The organism is Pseudomonas sp. HR96 (assembly GCF_034059295.1).
Classification (GTDB): Bacteria; Pseudomonadota; Gammaproteobacteria; order Pseudomonadales; family Pseudomonadaceae; genus Aquipseudomonas.
This window is the reverse complement of sequence record NZ_CP139141.1, coordinates 149,610-168,945: the sequence shown is the minus strand read 5'-3', so window position 1 is coordinate 168,945 and position 19,336 is coordinate 149,610. Positions and strand designations below refer to the sequence as shown.

The 19,336-nt window shown below is 61.7% G+C and carries 20 protein-coding genes; 2 read left to right on the top strand and 18 right to left on the bottom strand.

Translation table 11 applies throughout. From position 1 onward, the window contains the following. Window positions 1–7: 7 nt before the first annotated feature. Window positions 8–541 (bottom strand): DUF3617 domain-containing protein, encoded by a 534-nt coding sequence (locus tag SFA35_RS00795; protein WP_320574163.1) that lies wholly within the window; start codon window positions 539–541, stop codon window positions 8–10. 140 nt (window positions 542–681) lie between these two features. Between SFA35_RS00795 and cls the strand changes: the two genes are divergently transcribed. Next, window positions 682–2,121 (top strand): cardiolipin synthase, encoded by a 1,440-nt coding sequence (cls, locus tag SFA35_RS00790; RefSeq protein ID WP_320574162.1) that lies wholly within the window; start codon window positions 682–684, stop codon window positions 2,119–2,121. A 145-nt stretch (window positions 2,122–2,266) separates the two neighbouring features. Then, window positions 2,267–2,566 carry a hypothetical protein gene (locus SFA35_RS00785; protein ID WP_320574161.1) on the top strand — a complete coding sequence of 100 codons (300 nt, stop codon included), beginning with the start codon at window positions 2,267–2,269 and terminating at the stop codon, window positions 2,564–2,566. Window positions 2,567–2,586: 20 nt separating this feature from the next. Here the strand turns inward: SFA35_RS00785 and SFA35_RS00780 are convergent, their stop codons facing one another. From SFA35_RS00780 to mnmG, 17 genes are all read right to left on the bottom strand, one after another. Then, on the bottom strand, window positions 2,587–3,249 hold the full coding sequence (locus tag SFA35_RS00780; protein ID WP_320574159.1) for a response regulator transcription factor: 663 nt from the start codon (window positions 3,247–3,249) through the stop codon (window positions 2,587–2,589). Window positions 3,250–3,582: 333 nt separating this feature from the next. Continuing rightward, window positions 3,583–5,418, bottom strand: coding sequence for a glutamine--fructose-6-phosphate transaminase (isomerizing) (glmS, locus tag SFA35_RS00775; RefSeq protein ID WP_320574157.1), 1,836 nt, complete (start codon window positions 5,416–5,418; stop codon window positions 3,583–3,585). A 3-nt stretch (window positions 5,419–5,421) separates the two neighbouring features. Continuing rightward, entirely contained in the window at window positions 5,422–6,198 is a 777-nt protein-coding gene (locus SFA35_RS00770; protein WP_320574155.1) for a DeoR/GlpR family DNA-binding transcription regulator, read from the bottom strand. 63 nt (window positions 6,199–6,261) lie between these two features. After that, window positions 6,262–7,629, bottom strand: a complete 1,368-nt coding sequence (gene glmU / locus SFA35_RS00765; RefSeq protein WP_320574153.1) for a bifunctional UDP-N-acetylglucosamine diphosphorylase/glucosamine-1-phosphate N-acetyltransferase GlmU — start codon at window positions 7,627–7,629, stop codon at window positions 6,262–6,264. A gap of 129 nt (window positions 7,630–7,758) precedes the next feature. Next, the gene (locus tag SFA35_RS00760; protein WP_320574151.1) at window positions 7,759–8,184 is read right to left on the bottom strand and encodes a F0F1 ATP synthase subunit epsilon; all 426 of its coding nucleotides are present in this window, start codon (window positions 8,182–8,184) and stop codon (window positions 7,759–7,761) included. 44 nt (window positions 8,185–8,228) lie between these two features. Next, window positions 8,229–9,608 (bottom strand): F0F1 ATP synthase subunit beta, encoded by a 1,380-nt coding sequence (gene atpD / locus SFA35_RS00755; RefSeq protein ID WP_320574149.1) that lies wholly within the window; start codon window positions 9,606–9,608, stop codon window positions 8,229–8,231. A gap of 27 nt (window positions 9,609–9,635) precedes the next feature. Further along, window positions 9,636–10,496 carry a F0F1 ATP synthase subunit gamma gene (gene atpG / locus SFA35_RS00750; protein WP_320574147.1) on the bottom strand — a complete coding sequence of 287 codons (861 nt, stop codon included), beginning with the start codon at window positions 10,494–10,496 and terminating at the stop codon, window positions 9,636–9,638. A 50-nt stretch (window positions 10,497–10,546) separates the two neighbouring features. Then, window positions 10,547–12,091, bottom strand: a complete 1,545-nt coding sequence (gene atpA, locus SFA35_RS00745; RefSeq protein WP_320574145.1) for a F0F1 ATP synthase subunit alpha — start codon at window positions 12,089–12,091, stop codon at window positions 10,547–10,549. A 21-nt stretch (window positions 12,092–12,112) separates the two neighbouring features. Beyond that, entirely contained in the window at window positions 12,113–12,649 is a 537-nt protein-coding gene (locus SFA35_RS00740; protein WP_320574142.1) for a F0F1 ATP synthase subunit delta, read from the bottom strand. 15 nt (window positions 12,650–12,664) lie between these two features. Next, entirely contained in the window at window positions 12,665–13,135 is a 471-nt protein-coding gene (locus SFA35_RS00735) for a F0F1 ATP synthase subunit B (protein ID WP_320574140.1), read from the bottom strand. 57 nt (window positions 13,136–13,192) lie between these two features. After that, window positions 13,193–13,450, bottom strand: a complete 258-nt coding sequence (atpE, locus tag SFA35_RS00730; RefSeq protein ID WP_002555987.1) for a F0F1 ATP synthase subunit C — start codon at window positions 13,448–13,450, stop codon at window positions 13,193–13,195. Between the two features lie 140 nt (window positions 13,451–13,590). Beyond that, the gene (gene atpB / locus SFA35_RS00725; RefSeq protein WP_320574136.1) at window positions 13,591–14,460 is read right to left on the bottom strand and encodes a F0F1 ATP synthase subunit A; all 870 of its coding nucleotides are present in this window, start codon (window positions 14,458–14,460) and stop codon (window positions 13,591–13,593) included. A 16-nt stretch (window positions 14,461–14,476) separates the two neighbouring features. Next, complete coding sequence (locus tag SFA35_RS00720) at window positions 14,477–14,884, bottom strand: F0F1 ATP synthase subunit I (protein ID WP_320574135.1); 408 nt, start codon at window positions 14,882–14,884, stop codon at window positions 14,477–14,479. A gap of 158 nt (window positions 14,885–15,042) precedes the next feature. Beyond that, window positions 15,043–15,933, bottom strand: a complete 891-nt coding sequence (locus SFA35_RS00715) for a ParB/RepB/Spo0J family partition protein (RefSeq protein ID WP_320574134.1) — start codon at window positions 15,931–15,933, stop codon at window positions 15,043–15,045. Window positions 15,934–15,941: 8 nt separating this feature from the next. After that, complete coding sequence (locus SFA35_RS00710) at window positions 15,942–16,733, bottom strand: ParA family protein (RefSeq protein ID WP_320574132.1); 792 nt, start codon at window positions 16,731–16,733, stop codon at window positions 15,942–15,944. 18 nt (window positions 16,734–16,751) lie between these two features. After that, window positions 16,752–17,399 carry a 16S rRNA (guanine(527)-N(7))-methyltransferase RsmG gene (gene rsmG / locus SFA35_RS00705; RefSeq protein WP_320574131.1) on the bottom strand — a complete coding sequence of 216 codons (648 nt, stop codon included), beginning with the start codon at window positions 17,397–17,399 and terminating at the stop codon, window positions 16,752–16,754. Further along, entirely contained in the window at window positions 17,396–19,294 is a 1,899-nt protein-coding gene (gene mnmG / locus SFA35_RS00700) for a tRNA uridine-5-carboxymethylaminomethyl(34) synthesis enzyme MnmG (RefSeq protein WP_320574129.1), read from the bottom strand. Before mnmG ends, rsmG begins: the two co-directional genes overlap by 4 nt. Window positions 19,295–19,336 lie beyond the last annotated feature (42 nt).

Sequence of the window (19,336 nt, the reverse complement as noted above, 5' to 3'; positions counted from 1 at the left end):
AAAACAATCAGCTACGGGGTTTTACCGTGCCGCAGTTCTGTCCCAGCCACACTGCACGAGTATTCATGCTGCCCTTCTGCTGAGTCCCGGAGGCATTGAAGGTGCCGCTCACCGTGGTCAGGAACTCCTTGTCACTGAGAAACTGCGCCTGACCCGAGCCCTGGGCCCGAGGGCAGCTGAACTGGAATTTCCACACATTGCCGTTGCGCTCGGTGATCTTCTGCGTGCAACCGGACTGCGGGTCCTGCAGAGGAATGTCGTTGGACTGCACCTGCGCTGGCGTCAGACACGAGCGGATACCTTTATCCCCCACGGTAATGCCCTGCTTGGCCAGCATCTGCTCCATCATTGCCCGTTGCTCGGGAGCGAGCAGCTTGAGCTGGCCCAGCATCACCTGCATGTCGGGCATAGCATTGCCATCCACCTGCATGTTGCTGGTGGTCATCTCCCACAGGCCAGGTTGCAGCATTTGCGCCTGGGCGCCCAGAGAGACAGCCCCCAAGGCCAGCGCCAGCACCGAGGCCGACAAGCGAATCTTCATAACCACTCCTGAAGCATAATGATGTATCGATTGGACGAACGATGCTGGCCGCAGTGCCGGGATTGTGCAGCTATCCCCGGAAACCCCTGCCTTGCGCCGTGGTCTGTTGCATGCAGGTTACCAAAGGAGCACCTCAGCGCATGGATTATCACAGTCCGTATTTTCTTGGCTATTTTATCGGGCTGATGCATCTATTGGGGCTGGTGGCCGCCATCCATGCCGTATTGACCGTACGCACCGCGCAAGGGTCCATCGCCTGGGCTCTGTCGCTGTTGTTCGTGCCCTACCTGACCTTGATCCCCTACCTGGTGTTCGGCCGCCGCACCTTCGACGCCTATATCGAGGCGCGCCGCCAGGCCAACCGCGAAATGCACTCGGCCATCGCCGACCTCAACTGGCGGCCCTGGGTCGAGGAAGCGCTGGCCGCGCGCAACTCGCAGTCCTACGCCTCCTTGCGCGCCATGCCCAAGCTGGGCCGCATGCCGTGCCTGGCCAACAACCAGGTCAGCCTGCTGATCAATGGCAAGGCCACTTTCGAGGCCATCTTCGCTGCGATTCGCGAAGCCAAGGAAGTGATCCTCGTGCAATTCTTCATCATCCATGACGATCATATCGGCCGCCAGCTGCAGGCCCTGCTGATGGAAAAAGCCGCTCAGGGCGTGCAGATCTATGTGCTGTACGACCGTGTCGGCAGCCACTCCCTGCCCCGCGCCTACAGCAACAAGCTGCGCGAGGCGGGGGTGCACATCCGTGCATTCGCCACCCGCAGCGGGCTGTTCAACCGTTTCCAGGTGAATTTCCGCAACCACCGCAAGATCGTGGTGGTCGACGGCTTGGTCGGTTTCGTCGGTGGCCACAACGTCGGCGACGAATACCTCGGCGGCGAGCCCAAGCTGTCGCCGTGGCGTGACACCCATGTGCAGGTGCGCGGCCCGGTCATTGCCTGCCTCCAGGAATCCTTCGCCGAAGACTGGTTCTGGGCATCCCGCGAACTGCCGCCGCTGATGCTTCCAGACACCTACGAAGAAGAAGGCGTGTTGTGCCAGGTGCTCGCTTCCGGCCCCGCCGACGCCCAGGAGACCTGCTCGCTGTTCTTCGTCGAAGCCATCCACGCCGCCAACCAGCGGGTGTGGATCACCACGCCGTATTTCATACCTGACGAGGCGGTGTTCGCCGCCCTGCGCCTGGCGGTGCTGCGTGGCGTCGACGTGCGCATCCTGCTGCCCTCAAGACCGGATCACAAGGTGGTGTATGCCGCCTCCAGCCTGTTCGCCTTCCAGGCGGTCAAGGCCGGCGTGCGCATGTTCCGCTACACGCCCGGCTTCCTGCACCAGAAGGTGGTGCTGGTGGACAGCGAGATCAGCGCCATTGGCAGCGCCAACATGGACAACCGTTCCTTCCGCCTGAATTTTGAGGTCATGCTGCTGACCGTCGACTCGGCCTTTGCCACCCAGGTCGAAGCCATGCTCGAAGCCGACCTGGCGCTGAGCCGGGAAATCACCGTGGAAGACAGCCGCGACACCAACCGTCTGCTCAAGGTAGGCATGCGCGTGGCGCGGCTGATTTCGCCAATCTTGTAACACCGGCGGGCGCATTCACGACTAACAGGAAGGGTCCTACAAGGTTATAGGAACGCTCTGATAGCAATGCCCCCAGGAAAATGCGAATACTCAGGGACTAACACCGTTGCGTGCCGACCCTTGATGTACCTGCAAGGAAATTCTTATGCGAAGCACTCGCACGTTGCACCGTGCTGGCCTATACCGCCAGGCCGATGACAGCGCCAGCCACCTGACCCTCAACCTCGCCCATCTGCAGCTGGGGCTGGGCAACCTGCTCGATTTGCAGAGCCATGAGATCCAGCAGCATGACGGTCGACGGATCCACCGGCTGACCTTCATCAGCGGTGAGACCCTGAGCATCGAGACAGACGGACGAACCATCGATGTCAGTGGCCGACATATCAATTTCGAAGGCAGCGACCACCCACCCTTCCAGACCTGGCTGATCGATCCGGCACGCTGACGCTGCCGGTCGGGGCTCGCTCAGGACTCGGTCAGCTGGGTGCGCCTGGCAAACTCGGCCAGCTGCACCACCGACGCCAGCTTGAGCTTGTGCATGAGCCGGCTTTTGTAGGTGCTGACGGTCTTGGCGCTGATGATCAACTGCTCGCCGATCTGCTTGTTGCTACGACCCATGGCGAGCGCATGCAGCACGATGACCTCACGGTTGGACAGCACCGCCAGCTGCTGCATTTCATTGGGCGCCACTGCCTCCTGAAGTTCGTCAACGGCGGTGAGCGGGTCTACCGGCGCGGCTTGCAGATTGATGCTCGGGAAGTAGAGCCCACCCTCCAGCACCGTGGCGCAGGCCGTGCCCAACTCGGCGATCTCCTCACTCTTGCACAGGTATCCGTGGGCACCCACCCGCCGGCAGCGCCGCGCATAGATGTTGGCCGACTGCGAAGTCAGAATCAGGATACGCGTGGGCAAGTTCGACAGGCTCAGCCGGCGCACGACATTGAGGCCGTCCAGGCGCGGCAGGGCGATATCCAGCACGATCAACGCAGGACGATGCTCGCGCGCCAACTGCACCGCATCGACGCCGTTATCGGTCTCCGCCACCACCGCTATTCCCGCCTCGGCCAGCAGAAAACGTACCGTGGAACGGATGAACGGATGATCGTCAACTATAAGCGCGCTGTGCATATTGCTCCCTCAAGTCACGGTCTGCGCCGGATGTTCCGGAGGGGGAATGATAGCCCTGTTGAGCTTGGGAAGATAAAAAAACCTTGGTGCAGCGGGTATCTTCCTCAACGCCGGCCGATGGCATGCTCCCCGCAGTGAGCGCGCAAGTCGTTGGAATGACGTCGGGCGAAGCTACCGATCAGCCGCTGCTGCGCCCTTGATTCAAGGGGTCAACACTGTTGACCCCCATTGAACCTGCGCCGTTGCGCAAAAAGGTCACTCCAGCCCCTGCGCTAGTTGCAATCTCCAGCAACAGTTCATCTGCTGAGATAGCTGCTGGGCGAGTAGCCTGCCCTACTCCACCGTCACCGACTTCGCCAGATTGCGCGGCTGATCCACGTCCGTGCCACGCAGCACTGCCACGTAGTAGGAGAGCAGCTGCAGCGGGATGGTGTAGAGGATCGGCGCCAGTGCATCGATGATGTGCGGCATGTGCACGACGTGCACGCCGGCTTCTTCGGCGAAGTGCGCCTGGGCGTCGGCGAAGACGATCAGCTCGCCGCCGCGGGCGCGCACTTCCTGCAGGTTGGACTTGAGCTTTTCCAGCAGCTCGTTGTTCGGCGCCACGGTGACCACTGGCATGTCGCTGTCCACCAGCGCCAGCGGGCCGTGCTTGAGCTCACCTGCGGGGTAGGCTTCGGCGTGGATGTAGGAGATCTCCTTGAGCTTGAGCGCCCCCTCCATCGCGACCGGGTACTGCGCGCCGCGACCCAGGAACAGCGTGTGGCGCTTCTCCACGAACAGGTTGGAAATGCGCTCCACGGTGTCGTCCATGGCCAGCGCTTCACCCAGGCGCACCGGCAGGCGGCGCAGCTCTTCGACCAATTCGGCTTCCCGCGCCGGGGCGAGCGTGCCGTGGACCTGGCCGAGGGCCAGGGTCAGCAGCATCAGGCCGACCAGCTGGGTGGTGAAGGCCTTGGTCGAGGCCACGCCGATTTCCGGGCCGGCCTGGGTCAGCAGGGTCAGGTCGGACTCGCGCACAAGGGAGCTGATGCCCACGTTGCAGATCGCCAGCGAGCCGAGAAAGCCCAGCTGCTTGGCGTTGCGCAGGGCGGCCAGGGTGTCGGCGGTCTCACCGGACTGCGAGATGGAGACGAACAGGGTATCTGGCTGCACCACCACCTTGCGGTAGCGGAATTCACTGGCGACTTCGACCTGGCAGGGGATGCCGGCCAGTTCTTCGAGCCAGTATCGGGCGACCATGCCTGCGTGGTAGCTGGTGCCACAGGCGACGATCTGCACATTGCGCACCTTGGCGAACAGGTCGCGCGCCTGCGGGCCGAACGCCTGCACCAGCACCTGCTGCTGGCCCAGGCGACCTTCCAGGGCGCGCTGGACGACTTTGGGTTGCTCGTGGATCTCCTTGAGCATGAAGTGGCGGAAGGTGCCCTTGTCGGCCGCTTCGGCGCCTTCGTGATACTGCACGGTTTCGCGCTGCACAGCAGCGCCGCTGGCGTCCCAGATGTGCACGCTGTCGCGGCGGATCTCGGCGATATCACCTTCTTCAAGGTAGACGAAGCGGTCGGTGACCTGACGTAGCGCCAGTTGATCGGACGCCAGGAAGTTTTCCCCCAGGCCCAGGCCGATCACCAGCGGGCTGCCGCTGCGGGCGGCGACCAGACGGTCGGGCTGGGCCTTGTGGATGGCAGCCAGGCCATAGGCACCGTGCAGTTGCTTGACGGTGGCCTTGAGCGCGTCGGCCAGGTCCGGCAGCTCCTTGAGGGTATGTTGCAGCAGATGCGCAATCACTTCGGTGTCGGTCTGGGAGGTGAACACGTAGCCCAGGGCGATCAGGCGCTCGCGCAGCTCCTCGTGGTTCTCGATGATGCCGTTGTGCACCACGGCCACCTGCTCGGCGGAAAAGTGCGGGTGCGCGTTGGCTTCAGTGGGAGCACCATGGGTGGCCCAACGTGTATGGGCGATGCCCAACTTGCCAGCCAGCGGCTCCTGCTGCAGCGAGGAGGCCAGTTCAGCCACCTTGCCGACTCGGCGCCGACGCAGCACCTGCCCCTGGTTATCCACAACTGCCACGCCGGCACTGTCATAGCCGCGGTATTCCAGGCGCTTGAGGCCCTCGACCAGAATGGCTGTAATGTTGCGTTCGGCAATGGCGCCAACGATTCCACACATGGATCAATTCTCCTGATTGAGGGCCGCGCAAACCAGCGTGATGCGGCGCGCCTGTAACTGTTCGCGTACCGCAATGGGCAGGCGATCATCGGTAATGAGGGTGTGGACGCTGCTCCAGGGCAGCTCCAGATTGGGTATCTTGCGGCCGATCTTGTCGGACTCGACCATGACGATGACTTCCCGTGCCACCTCGGCCATGACTCGGCTGAGCCCCAGGAGCTCGTTGAAGGTGGTGGTGCCGCGTTGCAGGTCGATGCCGTCGGCGCCGATGAACAACTGGTCGAAGTCGTAGGAGCGCAACACCTGCTCGGCGACCTGGCCCTGAAACGACTCGGAATGCGGGTCCCAGGTGCCGCCCGTCATCAGCAACACCGGTTCGTGCTCCAGTTCGCTCAGGGCATTGGCCACGTGCAGCGAGTTGGTCATCACCACCAGGCCGGGCTGCGCGCCCAGCTGCGGGATCATGGCGGCCGTGGTGCTGCCGCTGTCGATGATGATCCGCGCGTGTTCCTTGATGCGCGCCACGCCCGCTCGGGCGATGGCCTGCTTGTAGGGCGATACCGGTTGCACCGCTTCGCCGATCAGCTCCTGCGGCATGCTGATGGCTCCGCCGTAGCGGCGCAGCAACAGGCCGTTGCTTTCCAGCGCGGCCAGGTCCTTGCGGATGGTGACCTCGGAAGTGATGAAGCGCCGGGCCAGCTCATCCACACTCACCTCGCCCTGCTCGGCGAGCAGGGCCAGAATGTTGTGTCGGCGCTGGGGCGTGTTTCGTTTCGACATGGCGACGTTAAGTTTCGGTTCGAAATTTAATTTCGCCAATCAAAACTTAAACGAAGGTTTGTGTCAAGACTTGTCGATCTTCACCGGCCGCTTCCAGCACTCGACGTTGCGTTGCCGAGCACGGCCCACAGCCAACTGCTCGGCCGGCACATCCTGGGTGATGGTCGAACCCGCTGCCGTGGTCGCTGCGGTGGAGATATCCACAGGCGCCACCAGCGAATTGTTCGAGCCGATGAAGACGTCTTCGCCGATCACGGTACGGTGCTTGTTCACGCCGTCGTAGTTGCAGGTGATGGTGCCCGCGCCGATGTTGCTGCGCGCACCGATGCTGGCGTCGCCCAGATAAGCCAGATGCCCGGCCTTGGCCCCTTCGCCCAGGCGCGCGTTCTTCAACTCGACAAAGTTACCCACATGGGCCTTGGCACCCAGCACGGTGCCGGGGCGCAGGCGAGCGAAGGGACCGGCGTCGCTGCTCTCCTCCATCACCGCGCCTTCCAGGTGCGTATTGGCCTTGAGCACCACGCCCCGGCGCAGGGTACTGTCCTTGATGTAGCAGTTGGGACCGATGACCACGTCGTCCTCGATGACCACCTTGCCTTCGAGGATGACGTTGACGTCGATGGTCACATCACGGCCGACGGTCACCTCGCCACGCACGTCGAAACGTGCGGGGTCACGCAGCGTGACGCCGGCGGCCATCACCCGGCGCGCCTCGCGCCACTGGTAATGACGTTCCAGCTCGGCCAACTGCGCGCGGTCGTTGGCACCCTGCACTTCCAATGGGTCGAGGGCGGTTTCGGTATCTACCACTAGGCCATCGGCGACGGCCATGGCGATCACGTCGGTGAGGTAGTACTCGCCCTGGGCGTTGTGGTTGGAGAGCCGCCCCAGCCATTCGGCCAGGCGGTTGCCGGGCACCGCGAGGATGCCGGTGTTGCCTTCGCAGATGGCGCGCTGCTCGGCGCTGGCGTCCTTGTGCTCGACGATGGCGGCGACCTTGCCGGCGGCGTCGCGGACGATGCGGCCATAACCGCTGGGGTCGGCCAGGTTGACCGTGAGCAGGCCCAGCTGGTCGGGGGTCACCCGCGCCAGCAGGCGTTGCAGGGTAGCGACCTCGATCAGCGGCACATCGCCGTACAGAATCAGCACGGTGTCGGCGCTCAAGCCCGGCAATGCCTGCGCCACGGCGTGGCCGGTGCCCAACTGGCGATCCTGCAGAACGAAGCTCAGGTCACCGGCTGCGAGCCGCTCGCGCACCGTCTCGGCGCCATGCCCGATCACGACATGGATGCCCTGGGGATCGAGCTGCCGAGCGCTGTGGATAACATGGCCGAGCATCGACCGGCCCGCGACCGGATGGAGCACCTTGGGCAGTGCCGAGCGCATGCGCGTACCTTGGCCGGCGGCGAGAATGACGATATCGAGAGACATGTGGGCTTCCAATGCTGACGTGCGGGGCGCCCTGAGCGGTCGGCGTCGGCGACCTCGGGCGGTGGGGAGCGGAAAAAGAAAAAGGGTAGCCGAGGCTACCCTTTAACTCAATCGCTTGAAGCCGACGGCTTAGCCGCCAAACTTCTTGCGGATCTGCTGGACGGTGCGCAGCTGGGCTGCGGCCTCGGCCAGGCGTGCGGTGGCGGAACCGTAGTCGAAATCCGCGCCGCGTTCGTTCAGGGCCTGCTCGGCAGCCTTGACGGCCTGCTGAGCGGAGGCTTCGTCCAGGTCGGCAGCACGTTGCACGGTGTCGGCAAGAACCTTGACCATGTTCGGCTGAACCTCGAGGAAACCACCGGAGATGTAAAACACCTCGGCGTCCCCACCCTGTTTGATCAGGCGGATCGGACCCGGCTTCAAGTCGGTGATCAGCGGCGCGTGCCCCGGGGCGATACCAAGATCACCCAGGTTACCGTGCGCAATCACCATCTCGACCAGACCGGAGAAGATCTCTCCTTCCGCGCTGACGATATCGCAATGGACTGTCATAGCCATCTGCTTGCCTCAACCTGATTAGCGCCCGTTGCCGGGCGCCGGGATTACAGTTTCTTGGCTTTCTCGATCGCTTCTTCGATGCCGCCGACCATGTAGAACGCTTGTTCTGGCAGGTGGTCGTAGTCACCGTTGAGGATGCCCTTGAAGCCGGCAATGGTGTCTTTCAGGGAAACGTATTTACCCGAGGCACCGGTGAAGACTTCAGCCACGAAGAACGGCTGGGACAGGAAGCGCTGGATTTTACGCGCGCGGGATACCAACTGCTTGTCGGTCTCCGACAGCTCGTCCATACCCAGGATCGCGATGATGTCCTTCAGTTCCTTGTAGCGCTGCAGCACGTACTGTACGCCGCGAGCGGTGTCGTAGTGCTCGTTGCCGATCACGTTCGGGTCCAGCTGGCGCGAAGTCGAGTCCAGTGGATCGACCGCTGGGTAGATACCCAGCGAAGCGATGTCACGGGACAGTACGACGGTAGCGTCCAGGTGGGCGAAGGTGGTCGCCGGCGACGGGTCGGTCAAGTCGTCCGCAGGAACGTAGACGGCCTGGATCGAGGTGATCGAACCTTGCTTGGTCGAAGTGATGCGCTCTTGCAGCACGCCCATCTCTTCAGCCAGGGTCGGCTGGTAACCTACCGCCGATGGCATACGACCCAGCAGTGCCGACACTTCGGTACCGGCCAGGGTGTAACGATAGATGTTGTCGACGAACAGCAGAACGTCGTTGCCTTCGTCACGGAATTTCTCGGCCATGGTCAGGCCGGTCAGCGCTACGCGCAGACGGTTTCCCGGTGGCTCGTTCATCTGACCGTAGACCAGCGCTACCTTGTCGAGAACGTTGGAGTCCTTCATCTCGTGGTAGAAGTCGTTACCCTCACGAGTACGCTCACCCACACCGGCGAACACGGAATAACCGCTGTGCTCGATGGCGATGTTACGGATCAGTTCCATCATGTTCACGGTCTTGCCGACACCGGCACCACCGAACAGACCGACTTTACCGCCCTTGGCGAACGGGCAGACCAGGTCGATGACCTTGATGCCGGTTTCCAGCAGGTCGTTGCCGCCCGCTTGCTCGGCGAAGGTCGGCGCAGGACGGTGAATGCCCCAGCGCTCTTCGGTCTCGATAGGACCGGCTTCGTCGATCGGGTTGCCCAGTACGTCCATGATCCGGCCCAGGGTCGCTTTGCCGACCGGTACGGAGATGGCAGCGCCGGAGTCGGTGACTTCCAGACCGCGCTTGAGGCCTTCGGTGGAACCCATCGCAATGGTGCGGACCACGCCGTCGCCCAGCTGCTGCTGAACTTCCAGGGTGGTGCCGGCCGCGCTGTTCACTTGCAGCGCGTTGTAGATGCTCGGTACGCCGTCGCGTGGAAATTCCACGTCGATGACGGCGCCGATGATTTGAACGATACGTCCGCTACTCATAGCTGGATCCTCTGAATATTTGAACCGTTAAACCGCGGCAGCGCCGCCGACGATTTCCGAGATCTCTTGGGTGATCGCAGCCTGGCGTGCCTTGTTGTAGATCAGCTGCAAATCGCTGATCAGGTCGCCGGCGTTGTCGGTTGCATTCTTCATTGCGATCATCCGCGCAGCTTGTTCGGCTGCGTTGTTCTCGACCACCGCCTGGTACACCTGCGATTCCACGTAACGCACCATCAGGCCGTCCAGCAGCTCTTTGGCGTCGGGTTCGTAGACATAGTCCCAGTGGTGCTTGAGTTCCTGTTCCTGTGTCGCCACCAACGGAATCAACTGCTCTACCGTCGGCTTTTGCGTCATCGTGTTGACGAACTTGTTGGACACCACGGACAGGCGGTCGATACGGCCTTCCAGGTAGGCATCCAGCATCACCTTGACGCTGCCGATCAGATCGTTGATCGATGGCGCTTCGCCCAGGTGGCTGATCGCGGCCACGACGTTGCCGCCGAAGCTGCGGAAAAATGCCGCGCCTTTGCTGCCGATCACGCACACGTCGATCTCGACGCCGCGCTCACGGTTTGCCGCCATGTCCTTGACCAGAGCCTTGAACAGGTTGGTGTTCAAGCCGCCGCACAGACCACGGTCACTGCTCACCACGATGTAACCGGCGCGCTTGACGTCGCGGTCGATCATGAACGGGTGGCGGTATTCCGGGTTGGCGTTGGCCAGATGACCGATCACCTGACGGATACGCTCGGCGTAGGGACGGCTGGCTGCCATGCGCATTTGTGCCTTGCGCATCTTGCTGACCGCCACTTTTTCCATGGCGCTGGTAATCTTTTGCGTGCTTTTGATGCTCGCAATCTTGCTGCGAATCTCTTTTGCGCCTGCCATGTAACACCTATCGGGTTAGCAAGCGGGAGCCTCGCGGCTCCCACTGCGGCTTACCAGGTTTGGGTGGCCTTGAACTTCTCGATGCCGGCTTTCATGCCTTTGTCGATGTCGTCATTGAAGTCACCCTTCACGTTGATCTTCGCCATCAAATCGGCGTGATCGCGGTTGAAGTAAGCAATCAGGGCCTGCTCGAAGCTGCCGATCTTCGGAATCTCGACGTCGGTCAGGAACCCACGCTCGGCGGCGTACAGCGACAGGGCCATGTCGGCGATCGACATTGGCGCGTATTGCTTCTGCTTCATCAGCTCGGTAACGCGCTGACCATGCTCGAGCTGCTTGCGGGTCGCTTCGTCCAGGTCAGAAGCGAACTGGGCGAATGCGGCCAGTTCACGGTACTGAGCCAGGGCGGTACGGATACCACCGGACAGCTTCTTGATGATCTTGGTCTGAGCGGCACCACCCACACGGGATACCGAAACACCGGCGTTCACTGCCGGGCGGATGCCGGAGTTGAACATGGCCGATTCCAGGAAGATCTGACCGTCGGTGATGGAAATCACGTTGGTCGGAACGAACGCGGACACGTCGCCAGCCTGGGTTTCGATGATCGGCAGTGCGGTCAGCGAACCGGTCTTGCCAGTCACTGCGCCGTTGGTGAACTTCTCTACGTACTCTTCGGAAACGCGCGAAGCACGCTCCAGCAGACGGGAGTGGAGATAGAACACGTCACCTGGGTAGGCTTCACGGCCTGGTGGACGACGCAGCAGCAAGGAGATCTGGCGGTAAGCCACAGCCTGCTTGGACAGATCGTCATAGACGATCAGCGCGTCTTCACCGCGGTCGCGGAAGAACTCGCCCATGGTGCAACCCGAGTACGGAGCCAGGAACTGCAGTGCAGCCGATTCCGAGGCGCTGGCAGCGACCACGATGGTGTTGGCCAGAGCGCCGTTCTCTTCGAGCTTGCGTACCACGTTGGCGATGGTCGATTGCTTCTGACCGATAGCCACGTAGACGCAGAAGATACCGGAGTTCTTCTGGTTGATGATGGCGTCGATCGCCATGGCGGTCTTGCCGATCTGGCGGTCACCGATGATCAGCTCGCGCTGGCCACGGCCTACCGGGATCATGGCGTCAACGGCCTTGTAGCCGGTCTGTACTGGCTGGTCTACCGATTTACGCCAGATCACGCCCGGTGCAACCTTCTCGACCGCGTCGGTCTCGGTGTTGCCCAGTGGACCCTTGCCATCGACAGGATTGCCCAGTGCGTCGACGACGCGACCCAGCAGTTCCTTACCCACCGGAACTTCGAGGATGCGGCCGGTGCACTTGGCGCTCATGCCTTCGGCCAGCGACTGGTAGGAGCCCAGTACAACGGCGCCTACGGAGTCCTGCTCCAGGTTGAGAGCCATGCCGAAGACGCTACCGGGAAACTCGATCATTTCGCCGTACATGACGTCGGCCAGACCGTGAATCCGCACGATACCGTCGGAAACGCTGACGACGGTGCCTTCGTTGCGGGCTTGAGAGGTCACATCGAGTTTTTCGATGCGGCCCTTGATGATTTCACTTATTTCGGAAGGATTGAGTTGCTGCATTGCTCTGCTGCCCCTTCAAACTCAAGATTTCAATGCTTCGGCCAGTGACGCGAGTTTGCCGCGTACTGAGCCATCGATAACCAGGTCGCCGGCGCGAATGACGACACCCCCGATCAGGGCGGCGTCCTCCGCAGCGTGCAGGCGCACTTCCCGGCCGAGCCGTGCACTGAGAACCTTGGCGAGTTTGTCTTGCTGTTCTTGGTTCAACGCGAAGGCACTGGTGACTTCCACGTCCACGGATTTCTCTTGCTCGGCCTTGTATAGCTCGAACAGAGTCGATATCTCCGGCAACAGCAGGAGACGATCGTTTTCCGCGGCAACGCGAATGAAATTCTGTGCCTGTGCGTCAAACTGGTCACCGCACACTTCGATGAAAGTGGCGGCCTTTTGTGCGCTCGTCAGTCGCGGGGCCTTGAGCATGCGCTGCATGGTGTCGTCCTGCGACACCGCTGCAGCCAGGCCGAGCATGGCTGACCAACCGGCCAGTTGCTGGTGGGCCTGTGCAAGCTCGAAGGCCGCCTTCGCATAAGGTCGGGCCAACGTGGTCAGTTCTGCCATGATCGTCGCCCTCGCTTAAATTTCGGCTGCCAGTTTGTTAACCAGCTCCGCGTGCGCGTTTTGATCGATAGTGGCGCCCAGAATCTTCTCGGCACCGCCTACGGCCAGCAAGCCCACTTGGGCCCGCAGCGCGTCCTTGACGCCGTTCAGTTCCTGTTCGATCTCGGCCTGAGCCTGAGCCTTCACCCGGTCAGCTTCGAGACGGGCCTGTTCACGGGCCTCGTCAACGATCTGCGCGCCGCGCTTCTTGGCCTGCTCGATGATCTCGGCTGCCTGAGTCTTGGCATCGCGCAGTTGTTGACCCACTTTATCTTGGGCCAACTCCAGGTCGCGAGCCGCTCGGCTGGCAGCGTCCAATCCGTCCGCGATCTTCTTCTGACGTTCGTGCAAAGCCGCGATGACCGGAGGCCACACGAACTTCATGCAAAACAGTACAAAAATGAAGAACGCAACGGACTGGCCAATCAGGGTTGCATTAATGTTCACGCCAACACCTCGCTCGTTCTTTGTCCATCACACCCGACCACTCGAAAAGTCGAGTGATCAGCCAGCGAGTTGGCCAACGAAGGGGTTCGCGAAGGTGAAGAACAGAGCGATACCAACACCGATCATGGTCACGGCGTCGAGCAGACCGGCGACGATGAACATTTTCACTTGCAGCATCGGAACCATTTCTGGCTGACGCGCAGCGCCTTCCAGGAATTTGCCGCCCAGCAGGCCGAAACCAATGGCGGTACCCAGAGCACCCAGGCCGATCAGCAGTGCAACAGCGATAGCGGTTAGACCAACTACAGTTTCCATCTTTCCTCCCGACTTTTTACGTCGTATTGGTTAGGTTTTCTTAGATTTTAAAGCGGTACAACAAATCGTTGCCTTGGCCCGCGAAGGCCTCTCCCGGCTGCCGAAGCAACCGGGGCATCAGATACGCCCGGGGGCAGACCTTAATGATTGTCTTCGTGCGCCATCGACAGGTAGACGATGGTCAGCATCATGAAGATGAATGCCTGCAGGGTGATGATCAGGATGTGGAACACCGCCCACGCCCATTGCAGCACCACACCCAGGCCGCTGAGCCAGAGCAGACCGCTGCCGAACATCACCGCGATCAGGATGAACACCAGCTCGCCGGCGTACATGTTGCCGAACAGTCGCAGGGCCAGGGAGATCGGTTTCGCAATCAGGGTCACGAACTCGAGCAGGAAGTTGACCGGGATCAGCAGGATCTGCACGAAAATGTTCTTGCTGCCGAACGGATGCAGGGTCAGCTCGCCGATGAAGCCGCCCAGGCCCTTGATCTTGATGCTGTAGAAAATGATCAGGGCGAACACGCAGAAGGCCATGGCCAGGGTCGCATTCGGGTCGGTGGTGGACACCGCACGGAACGGAATCTCGTGATCGCCGGAGATTTTCGCCGCCAGCTGGGGAATCCAGTCGACGGGCACCAGGTCGATGGCGTTCATCATGAACACCCAGACAAAGATGGTCAGGGCCAGGGGCGCGATCACGGCGCTACGGCCGTGGAAGCTGTCCTTGACGCTGCCGTCGATGAACTCGACCAGCACTTCGACGAAATTCTGCAACGGACCTGGCACGCCGGAAGTGGCCGCCTTGCCTGCCATGCGGAAAATCAGCACGAAGATCAGGCCCAGGGCAACGGACCAGCCCAGGGTGTCGACGTGGAAAGCCCAAAAGCCCATTGCCTTGGCCTCTGCTGCGGAGTGGGCAAAGCCCCAGCCGCCGTCAGGTAGTTGACCGAAGGTCAAGTTCTGCAAGTGGTGCTGGATATAGCCCGAAGCGGTTTCTGCTGCCATGGTTGCCTCAAACGCCCTAAGGTCTCGAAAGTCTTGTTCTCATAAGCAGGGGTGCGAACCAGCTGACCGACTGGGTCAGCAGGAAAACCGCAAACACCGCCAGCGGTGCCAGCGGCTTCACACCTGCAAACGTCAGTGCAAACAGCACTGCCGTCAAAATCAACTTGCCTGCCTCGCCGGCATAGAACGACCGGACAATGGCTTGTGCTGCACGAGCACCGCTAAATCGGAACGCTCGATGCGCGAAATAAACATTAGGTAGCAAAGCAATCAATCCTCCGCAGAGGCTTGAATATCCGACTACCGCTCCGCGCCATTGCCACAGCACGAGCGCTGCCAGCAATAACACGATCAATTGCGCCAGCAGTACCGGAAATACCGCCAGGCGATGGAACGGCAAGCGGTTTGGCGTGCGGGTTTCCATCGCGATGACTCCTCAATATCGACACGCAGCAAGCAATGACTTGGCCATTAACTTGGCATAATTTGTGCCGACAAAATGCGCGCAGAGTATAGGGGCGGTTAAGCCCCTATTCAACTGCTGGCTAGTTATTTCCGACTGTCCGCTACAATTGGATTGTTTCAACGAATGTGCGCGAGCACACCTTGCAGCTCATCAAGAGAATTGTAACGAATTACCAATTGGCCCTTGCCCTTCTGCCCATGGCGAATCTGCACGGCCGAGCCCAGCCGCTCTGCCAGGCGCTGCTCAAGCCGGGTGATGTCCGGATCGGCCTTGACCGGCTCCGCCGCTTCGGGCTTGCCACTCAACCATTGCCTGACCAGTGCCTCAGTCTGGCGCACGGTCAGGCCGCGTGCGACAACATGACGCGCCCCTTCCACCTGTTGCTCATCCGGCAGACCGAGCAACGCACGAGCGTGGCCCATCTCCAGGTCGCCATGGCTGAGCATGGTCTTGATCACTTCCGGCAGCGCGATCAGGCGCAGCAGGTTGGCCACCGTCACCCGCGACTTGCCCACGGCGTCGGCGACCTGTTGCTGGGTGAGCTGGAACTCCTGCTGCAGACGCTGCAGGGCCACGGCTTCTTCCACCGGGTTGAGGTCTTCGCGCTGGATGTTCTCGATCAGCGCCATGGCGATGGCGGTCTCGTCCGGCACGTCGCGGACCATGGCCGGAATCGTCTCCAACCCGGCTTGCTGCGACGCGCGCCAGCGGCGTTCACCGGCGATGATCTCGAAGCGCTGGTTGGCGATCGGTCGCACCACGATGGGCTGCATGACCCCTTGGCTCTTGATCGAGTGCGCCAGTTCTTCCAGCGCCTGAGGGTCCATGTCGCGGCGCGGCTGGTACTTGCCGCGCTGGATCACGTCCAGCGGCAAATGCTGCAGTTCGCTCTGGTCGAGCTGGGTGGCCTGCTCCTGCAGCGCGCTGACGGTTTCCAGGGCGCTGCCGGTGGGCCCGCTGAGCAAAGCGTCGAGTCCGCGTCCGAGACCTCGTTTCTTGACGGCCATGGGATTCCTTAAGTTACTGCTGCGGTGCGGAGTTGACGACGTTGACGTCGAACCATTTCGCCGGCCAGCGCCAGGTAGGCCAGGGCGCCGCGCGATTGCTTGTCATAGGCCAGCGCGGGCATGCCGAAACTGGGCGCCTCGGCCAGGCGGATGTTACGCGGGATCACCGTGTCGTACAGCTGATCACCGAAATGCTCCTTGAGCTGCGCCGACACGTCGTTGATCAGGCTCAGGCGCGGGTCGTACATGGTGCGCAGCAGACCTTCGATGCGCAGCTTGGGGTTGAGCAACTCGGCGATGCGCTTGATGTTATCCACAAGGTCGCTGAGCCCTTCGAGGGCAAAGTATTCGCACTGCATGGGGATAATCACGCCGTCGGCGGCCACCAGCGCGTTCAAGGTCAGCATCGACAACGACGGCGGGCAGTCGATGAGGATGTAGTCGTAGTTCTCGCGAATTGGCTCAAGCGCGCTGCGCAGACGGCTTTCCTTCATCTGCATTTCCAGCAGCACCACTTCGGCGGCGGTCAGGTCGCGGTTGGCCGGCAGCAGCTGGTAGCCGCCGTGTTCGGAGAAGTGCATGGCCTGGCCGAGGTCGCATTCGCCGATCAAAACGTCGTAGATCGAGTTTTCCAGGGCATGTTTATCCACACCGCTGCCCATGGTGGCGTTGCCCTGTGGATCGAGATCGATCAGCAGCACGCGCCGCTTGGTGGCAACCAGCGATGCCGCGAGGTTGATGCAGGTGGTCGTCTTGCCAACGCCGCCTTTCTGGTTCGCTATCGCGAATACCTTAGCCATTCTTGCCTGTGTTCCCAATCATGCCGTGCGGCGCAGTATCAGCAGATGCCGTTGGCCTTGGCAACCGGGGACGGCCAGGGCCTGCGCGCTGTCGAGGTGAAAATCTGCCGGCAATGCTACCAGTTCGTCGGCAGGATGCAGCCCTTTCATGGCCAACCAGCGCGTTTGCGGTCCGCCGAGGTGGCGCGTCCAGTTGGCGAAATCTTCCAGACTGCTGAAAGCGCGGGACACGATACCAGCAAATGGCTGCTCGGGCTGAAAGCCTTCGACCCGGCTGTGGATAACTTGCAGGTTGTCCAGCTTGAGCTCCAGCTTCACTTGGGTCTGGAAGCGCGTCTTCTTACCGTTGCTGTCCAGCGTGGTGATGCGCTTCTCGGGAAACAGGATCGCCAGGGGAATGCCCGGCATGCCGCCGCCGCTGCCCACGTCCAGCCAGCTGTCGGCCTCGCCGATGTAGGGAACGATGCTCAGGCTGTCGAGCAGGTGACGTGAAACCATCTCGTCGGCGTTGCGCACCGCCGTGAGGTTGTAGGCCTTGTTCCATTTGATCAACAACGCGAGGTAAGCGAGCAGCCCGGCCTGCTGCTGCTCGCTCAAAGTTATCCCCAGCTGTGCTGCGCCCTCGCGCAATTCCTCGGCGTGTTGCGAAGTGACCAACGAACTCAAGCGCTTTGCTCCAACTCACGGCCTGCGCCGCGTTTTTTCAGATGAATCATCAACAGCGAAATCGCCGCCGGCGTGACACCCGGGATGCGCGAGGCCTGGCCCAGGGTCTGCGGACGAGTGGCGCTGAGCTTGCCCTGGATTTCCTTGGATAACCCAGTTATCCCCAGGTAGTCGATATCCACCGGCAGCGCGGTGTTCTCACTGGCGCGCAGACGGGCGATCTCGTCCTGCTGACGATCGATGTAGCCCGCGTACTTGGTCTTGATTTCCACCTGCTCGGCCACCTGTGGATCAGTGGCGCCCTCACCGGTCACCGCCACCAGCCCGGCATAGTCGATTTCCGGACGGCTGAGCAGGCTCATCAGGCTGTACTCGTGAGTCAACGGTGTGCCGAATTTCTCGCCGATGGCCGTGCCCTGCTCAGTACCCGGGCGCACCCATGTGCTTTTCAGCCGCTGCTCTTCGGCCGCAATGGCGTCGCGCTTGATGCAGAACGCCGCCCAGCGCTGGTCATCGACCAGGCCCAACTCTCGCCCTTTCTCGGTCAGGCGCAGGTCGGCGTTGTCTTCGCGCAGGATCAGCCGGTATTCGGCGCGCGAGGTGAACATGCGATACGGCTCCTGGGTGCCCAGGGTAATCAGGTCATCGACCAGCACGCCGATGTACGCCTCGTCGCGGCGCGGGCACCAACTATCACGGCCCTGGGCGCGCAACGCGGCGTTCGCCCCGGCCAGCAGACCTTGCGCACCCGCCTCTTCGTAGCCGGTGGTGCCGTTGATCTGGCCGGCGAAGAACAGGCCGGCGATGACTTTGGTTTCCAGACTGTACTTGAGGTCGCGCGGGTCGAAATAGTCGTATTCGATGGCATAGCCCGGACGCACGATGTGGGCGTTTTCCATGCCGCGGATCGAACGCACGATCTGCAACTGCACGTCGAAGGGCAGCGAAGTGGAAATGCCATTGGGGTACAGCTCGTGGGTGGTCAGGCCTTCCGGCTCGATGAACACCTGGTGGCTTTCCTTGTCGGCAAAGCGGTGGATCTTGTCTTCGATCGACGGGCAATAGCGTGGGCCAACGCCTTCGATTTCACCAGCAGCCGAATACATCGGCGAGCGATCGAGGTTGGCCGCGATGATTTCGTGGGTGCGGGCGTTGGTGTGGGTGATCCAGCAGCTGACCTGACGGGGGTGCAGCGCCTTGGAGCCCATGAACGACATTACCGGGATCGGCGTATCGCCCGGCTGCTCGGTCATCTGCGAGAAATCCACCGACTTGCCATCGATGCGCGGCGGCGTACCGGTTTTCAAGCGGCCTACGCGCACCGGCAGTTCCCGCAGACGGCGTGCCAGGGCAATCGACGGCGGATCGCCGGCGCGGCCACCGGAATAGTTCTGCAAACCGATGTGGATAAGTCCACCGAGAAAGGTCCCAGTGGTCAATACCACCGAGTCGGCCATGAAGCGCAGGCCCATCTGGGTGACTACACCCCGCACCTGGTCCTGTTCGACGATCAGGTCGTCGCAGGCCTGCTGAAATATCCACAGGTTGGGCTGGTTTTCCAGGATTTCGCGGATCGCCGCTTTGTACAGGATGCGGTCGGCCTGGGCGCGAGTGGCGCGCACGGCCGGGCCCTTGCGGTTGTTCAACACGCGAAACTGAATCCCGCCCAGATCAGTGGCCAAGGCCATGGCGCCGCCCAAGGCGTCGATTTCCTTGACCAGATGGCTCTTGCCGATGCCACCGATGGCCGGGTTGCAGCTCATCTGGCCGAGGGTTTCCACGTTGTGGGTCAGCAGCAGGGTCTTGGCGCCCATGCGTGCCGACGCTAGCGCAGCCTCGGTACCGGCATGGCCGCCGCCGATGACGATCACTTCAAAACGGGAAGGGTAATCCACCACGCACCTCGTGCCTGTTGATAGGGATTAATTGGATAGCCG

Coding starts and splice junctions, on each gene's coding strand:
- SFA35_RS00785 (WP_320574161.1), top strand. CDS start 2,267: ATGCGAAGCACTCGCACGTTGCACCGTGCTGGCCTATACCGCCAGGCC.
- atpA (WP_320574145.1), bottom strand. CDS start 12,091: ATGCAGCAACTCAATCCTTCCGAAATAAGTGAAATCATCAAGGGCCGC.
- SFA35_RS00720 (WP_320574135.1), bottom strand. CDS start 14,884: ATGGAAACCCGCACGCCAAACCGCTTGCCGTTCCATCGCCTGGCGGTA.
- glmU (WP_320574153.1), bottom strand. CDS start 7,629: ATGTCTCTCGATATCGTCATTCTCGCCGCCGGCCAAGGTACGCGCATG.
- atpE (WP_002555987.1), bottom strand. CDS start 13,450: ATGGAAACTGTAGTTGGTCTAACCGCTATCGCTGTTGCACTGCTGATC.
- atpD (WP_320574149.1), bottom strand. CDS start 9,608: ATGAGTAGCGGACGTATCGTTCAAATCATCGGCGCCGTCATCGACGTG.
- SFA35_RS00780 (WP_320574159.1), bottom strand. CDS start 3,249: ATGCACAGCGCGCTTATAGTTGACGATCATCCGTTCATCCGTTCCACG.
- SFA35_RS00795 (WP_320574163.1), bottom strand. CDS start 541: ATGAAGATTCGCTTGTCGGCCTCGGTGCTGGCGCTGGCCTTGGGGGCT.
- SFA35_RS00710 (WP_320574132.1), bottom strand. CDS start 16,733: ATGGCTAAGGTATTCGCGATAGCGAACCAGAAAGGCGGCGTTGGCAAG.
- SFA35_RS00770 (WP_320574155.1), bottom strand. CDS start 6,198: ATGTCGAAACGAAACACGCCCCAGCGCCGACACAACATTCTGGCCCTG.
- glmS (WP_320574157.1), bottom strand. CDS start 5,418: ATGTGTGGAATCGTTGGCGCCATTGCCGAACGCAACATTACAGCCATT.
- atpG (WP_320574147.1), bottom strand. CDS start 10,496: ATGGCAGGCGCAAAAGAGATTCGCAGCAAGATTGCGAGCATCAAAAGC.
- atpB (WP_320574136.1), bottom strand. CDS start 14,460: ATGGCAGCAGAAACCGCTTCGGGCTATATCCAGCACCACTTGCAGAAC.
- SFA35_RS00715 (WP_320574134.1), bottom strand. CDS start 15,933: ATGGCCGTCAAGAAACGAGGTCTCGGACGCGGACTCGACGCTTTGCTC.
- cls (WP_320574162.1), top strand. CDS start 682: ATGGATTATCACAGTCCGTATTTTCTTGGCTATTTTATCGGGCTGATG.
- SFA35_RS00760 (WP_320574151.1), bottom strand. CDS start 8,184: ATGGCTATGACAGTCCATTGCGATATCGTCAGCGCGGAAGGAGAGATC.
- SFA35_RS00740 (WP_320574142.1), bottom strand. CDS start 12,649: ATGGCAGAACTGACCACGTTGGCCCGACCTTATGCGAAGGCGGCCTTC.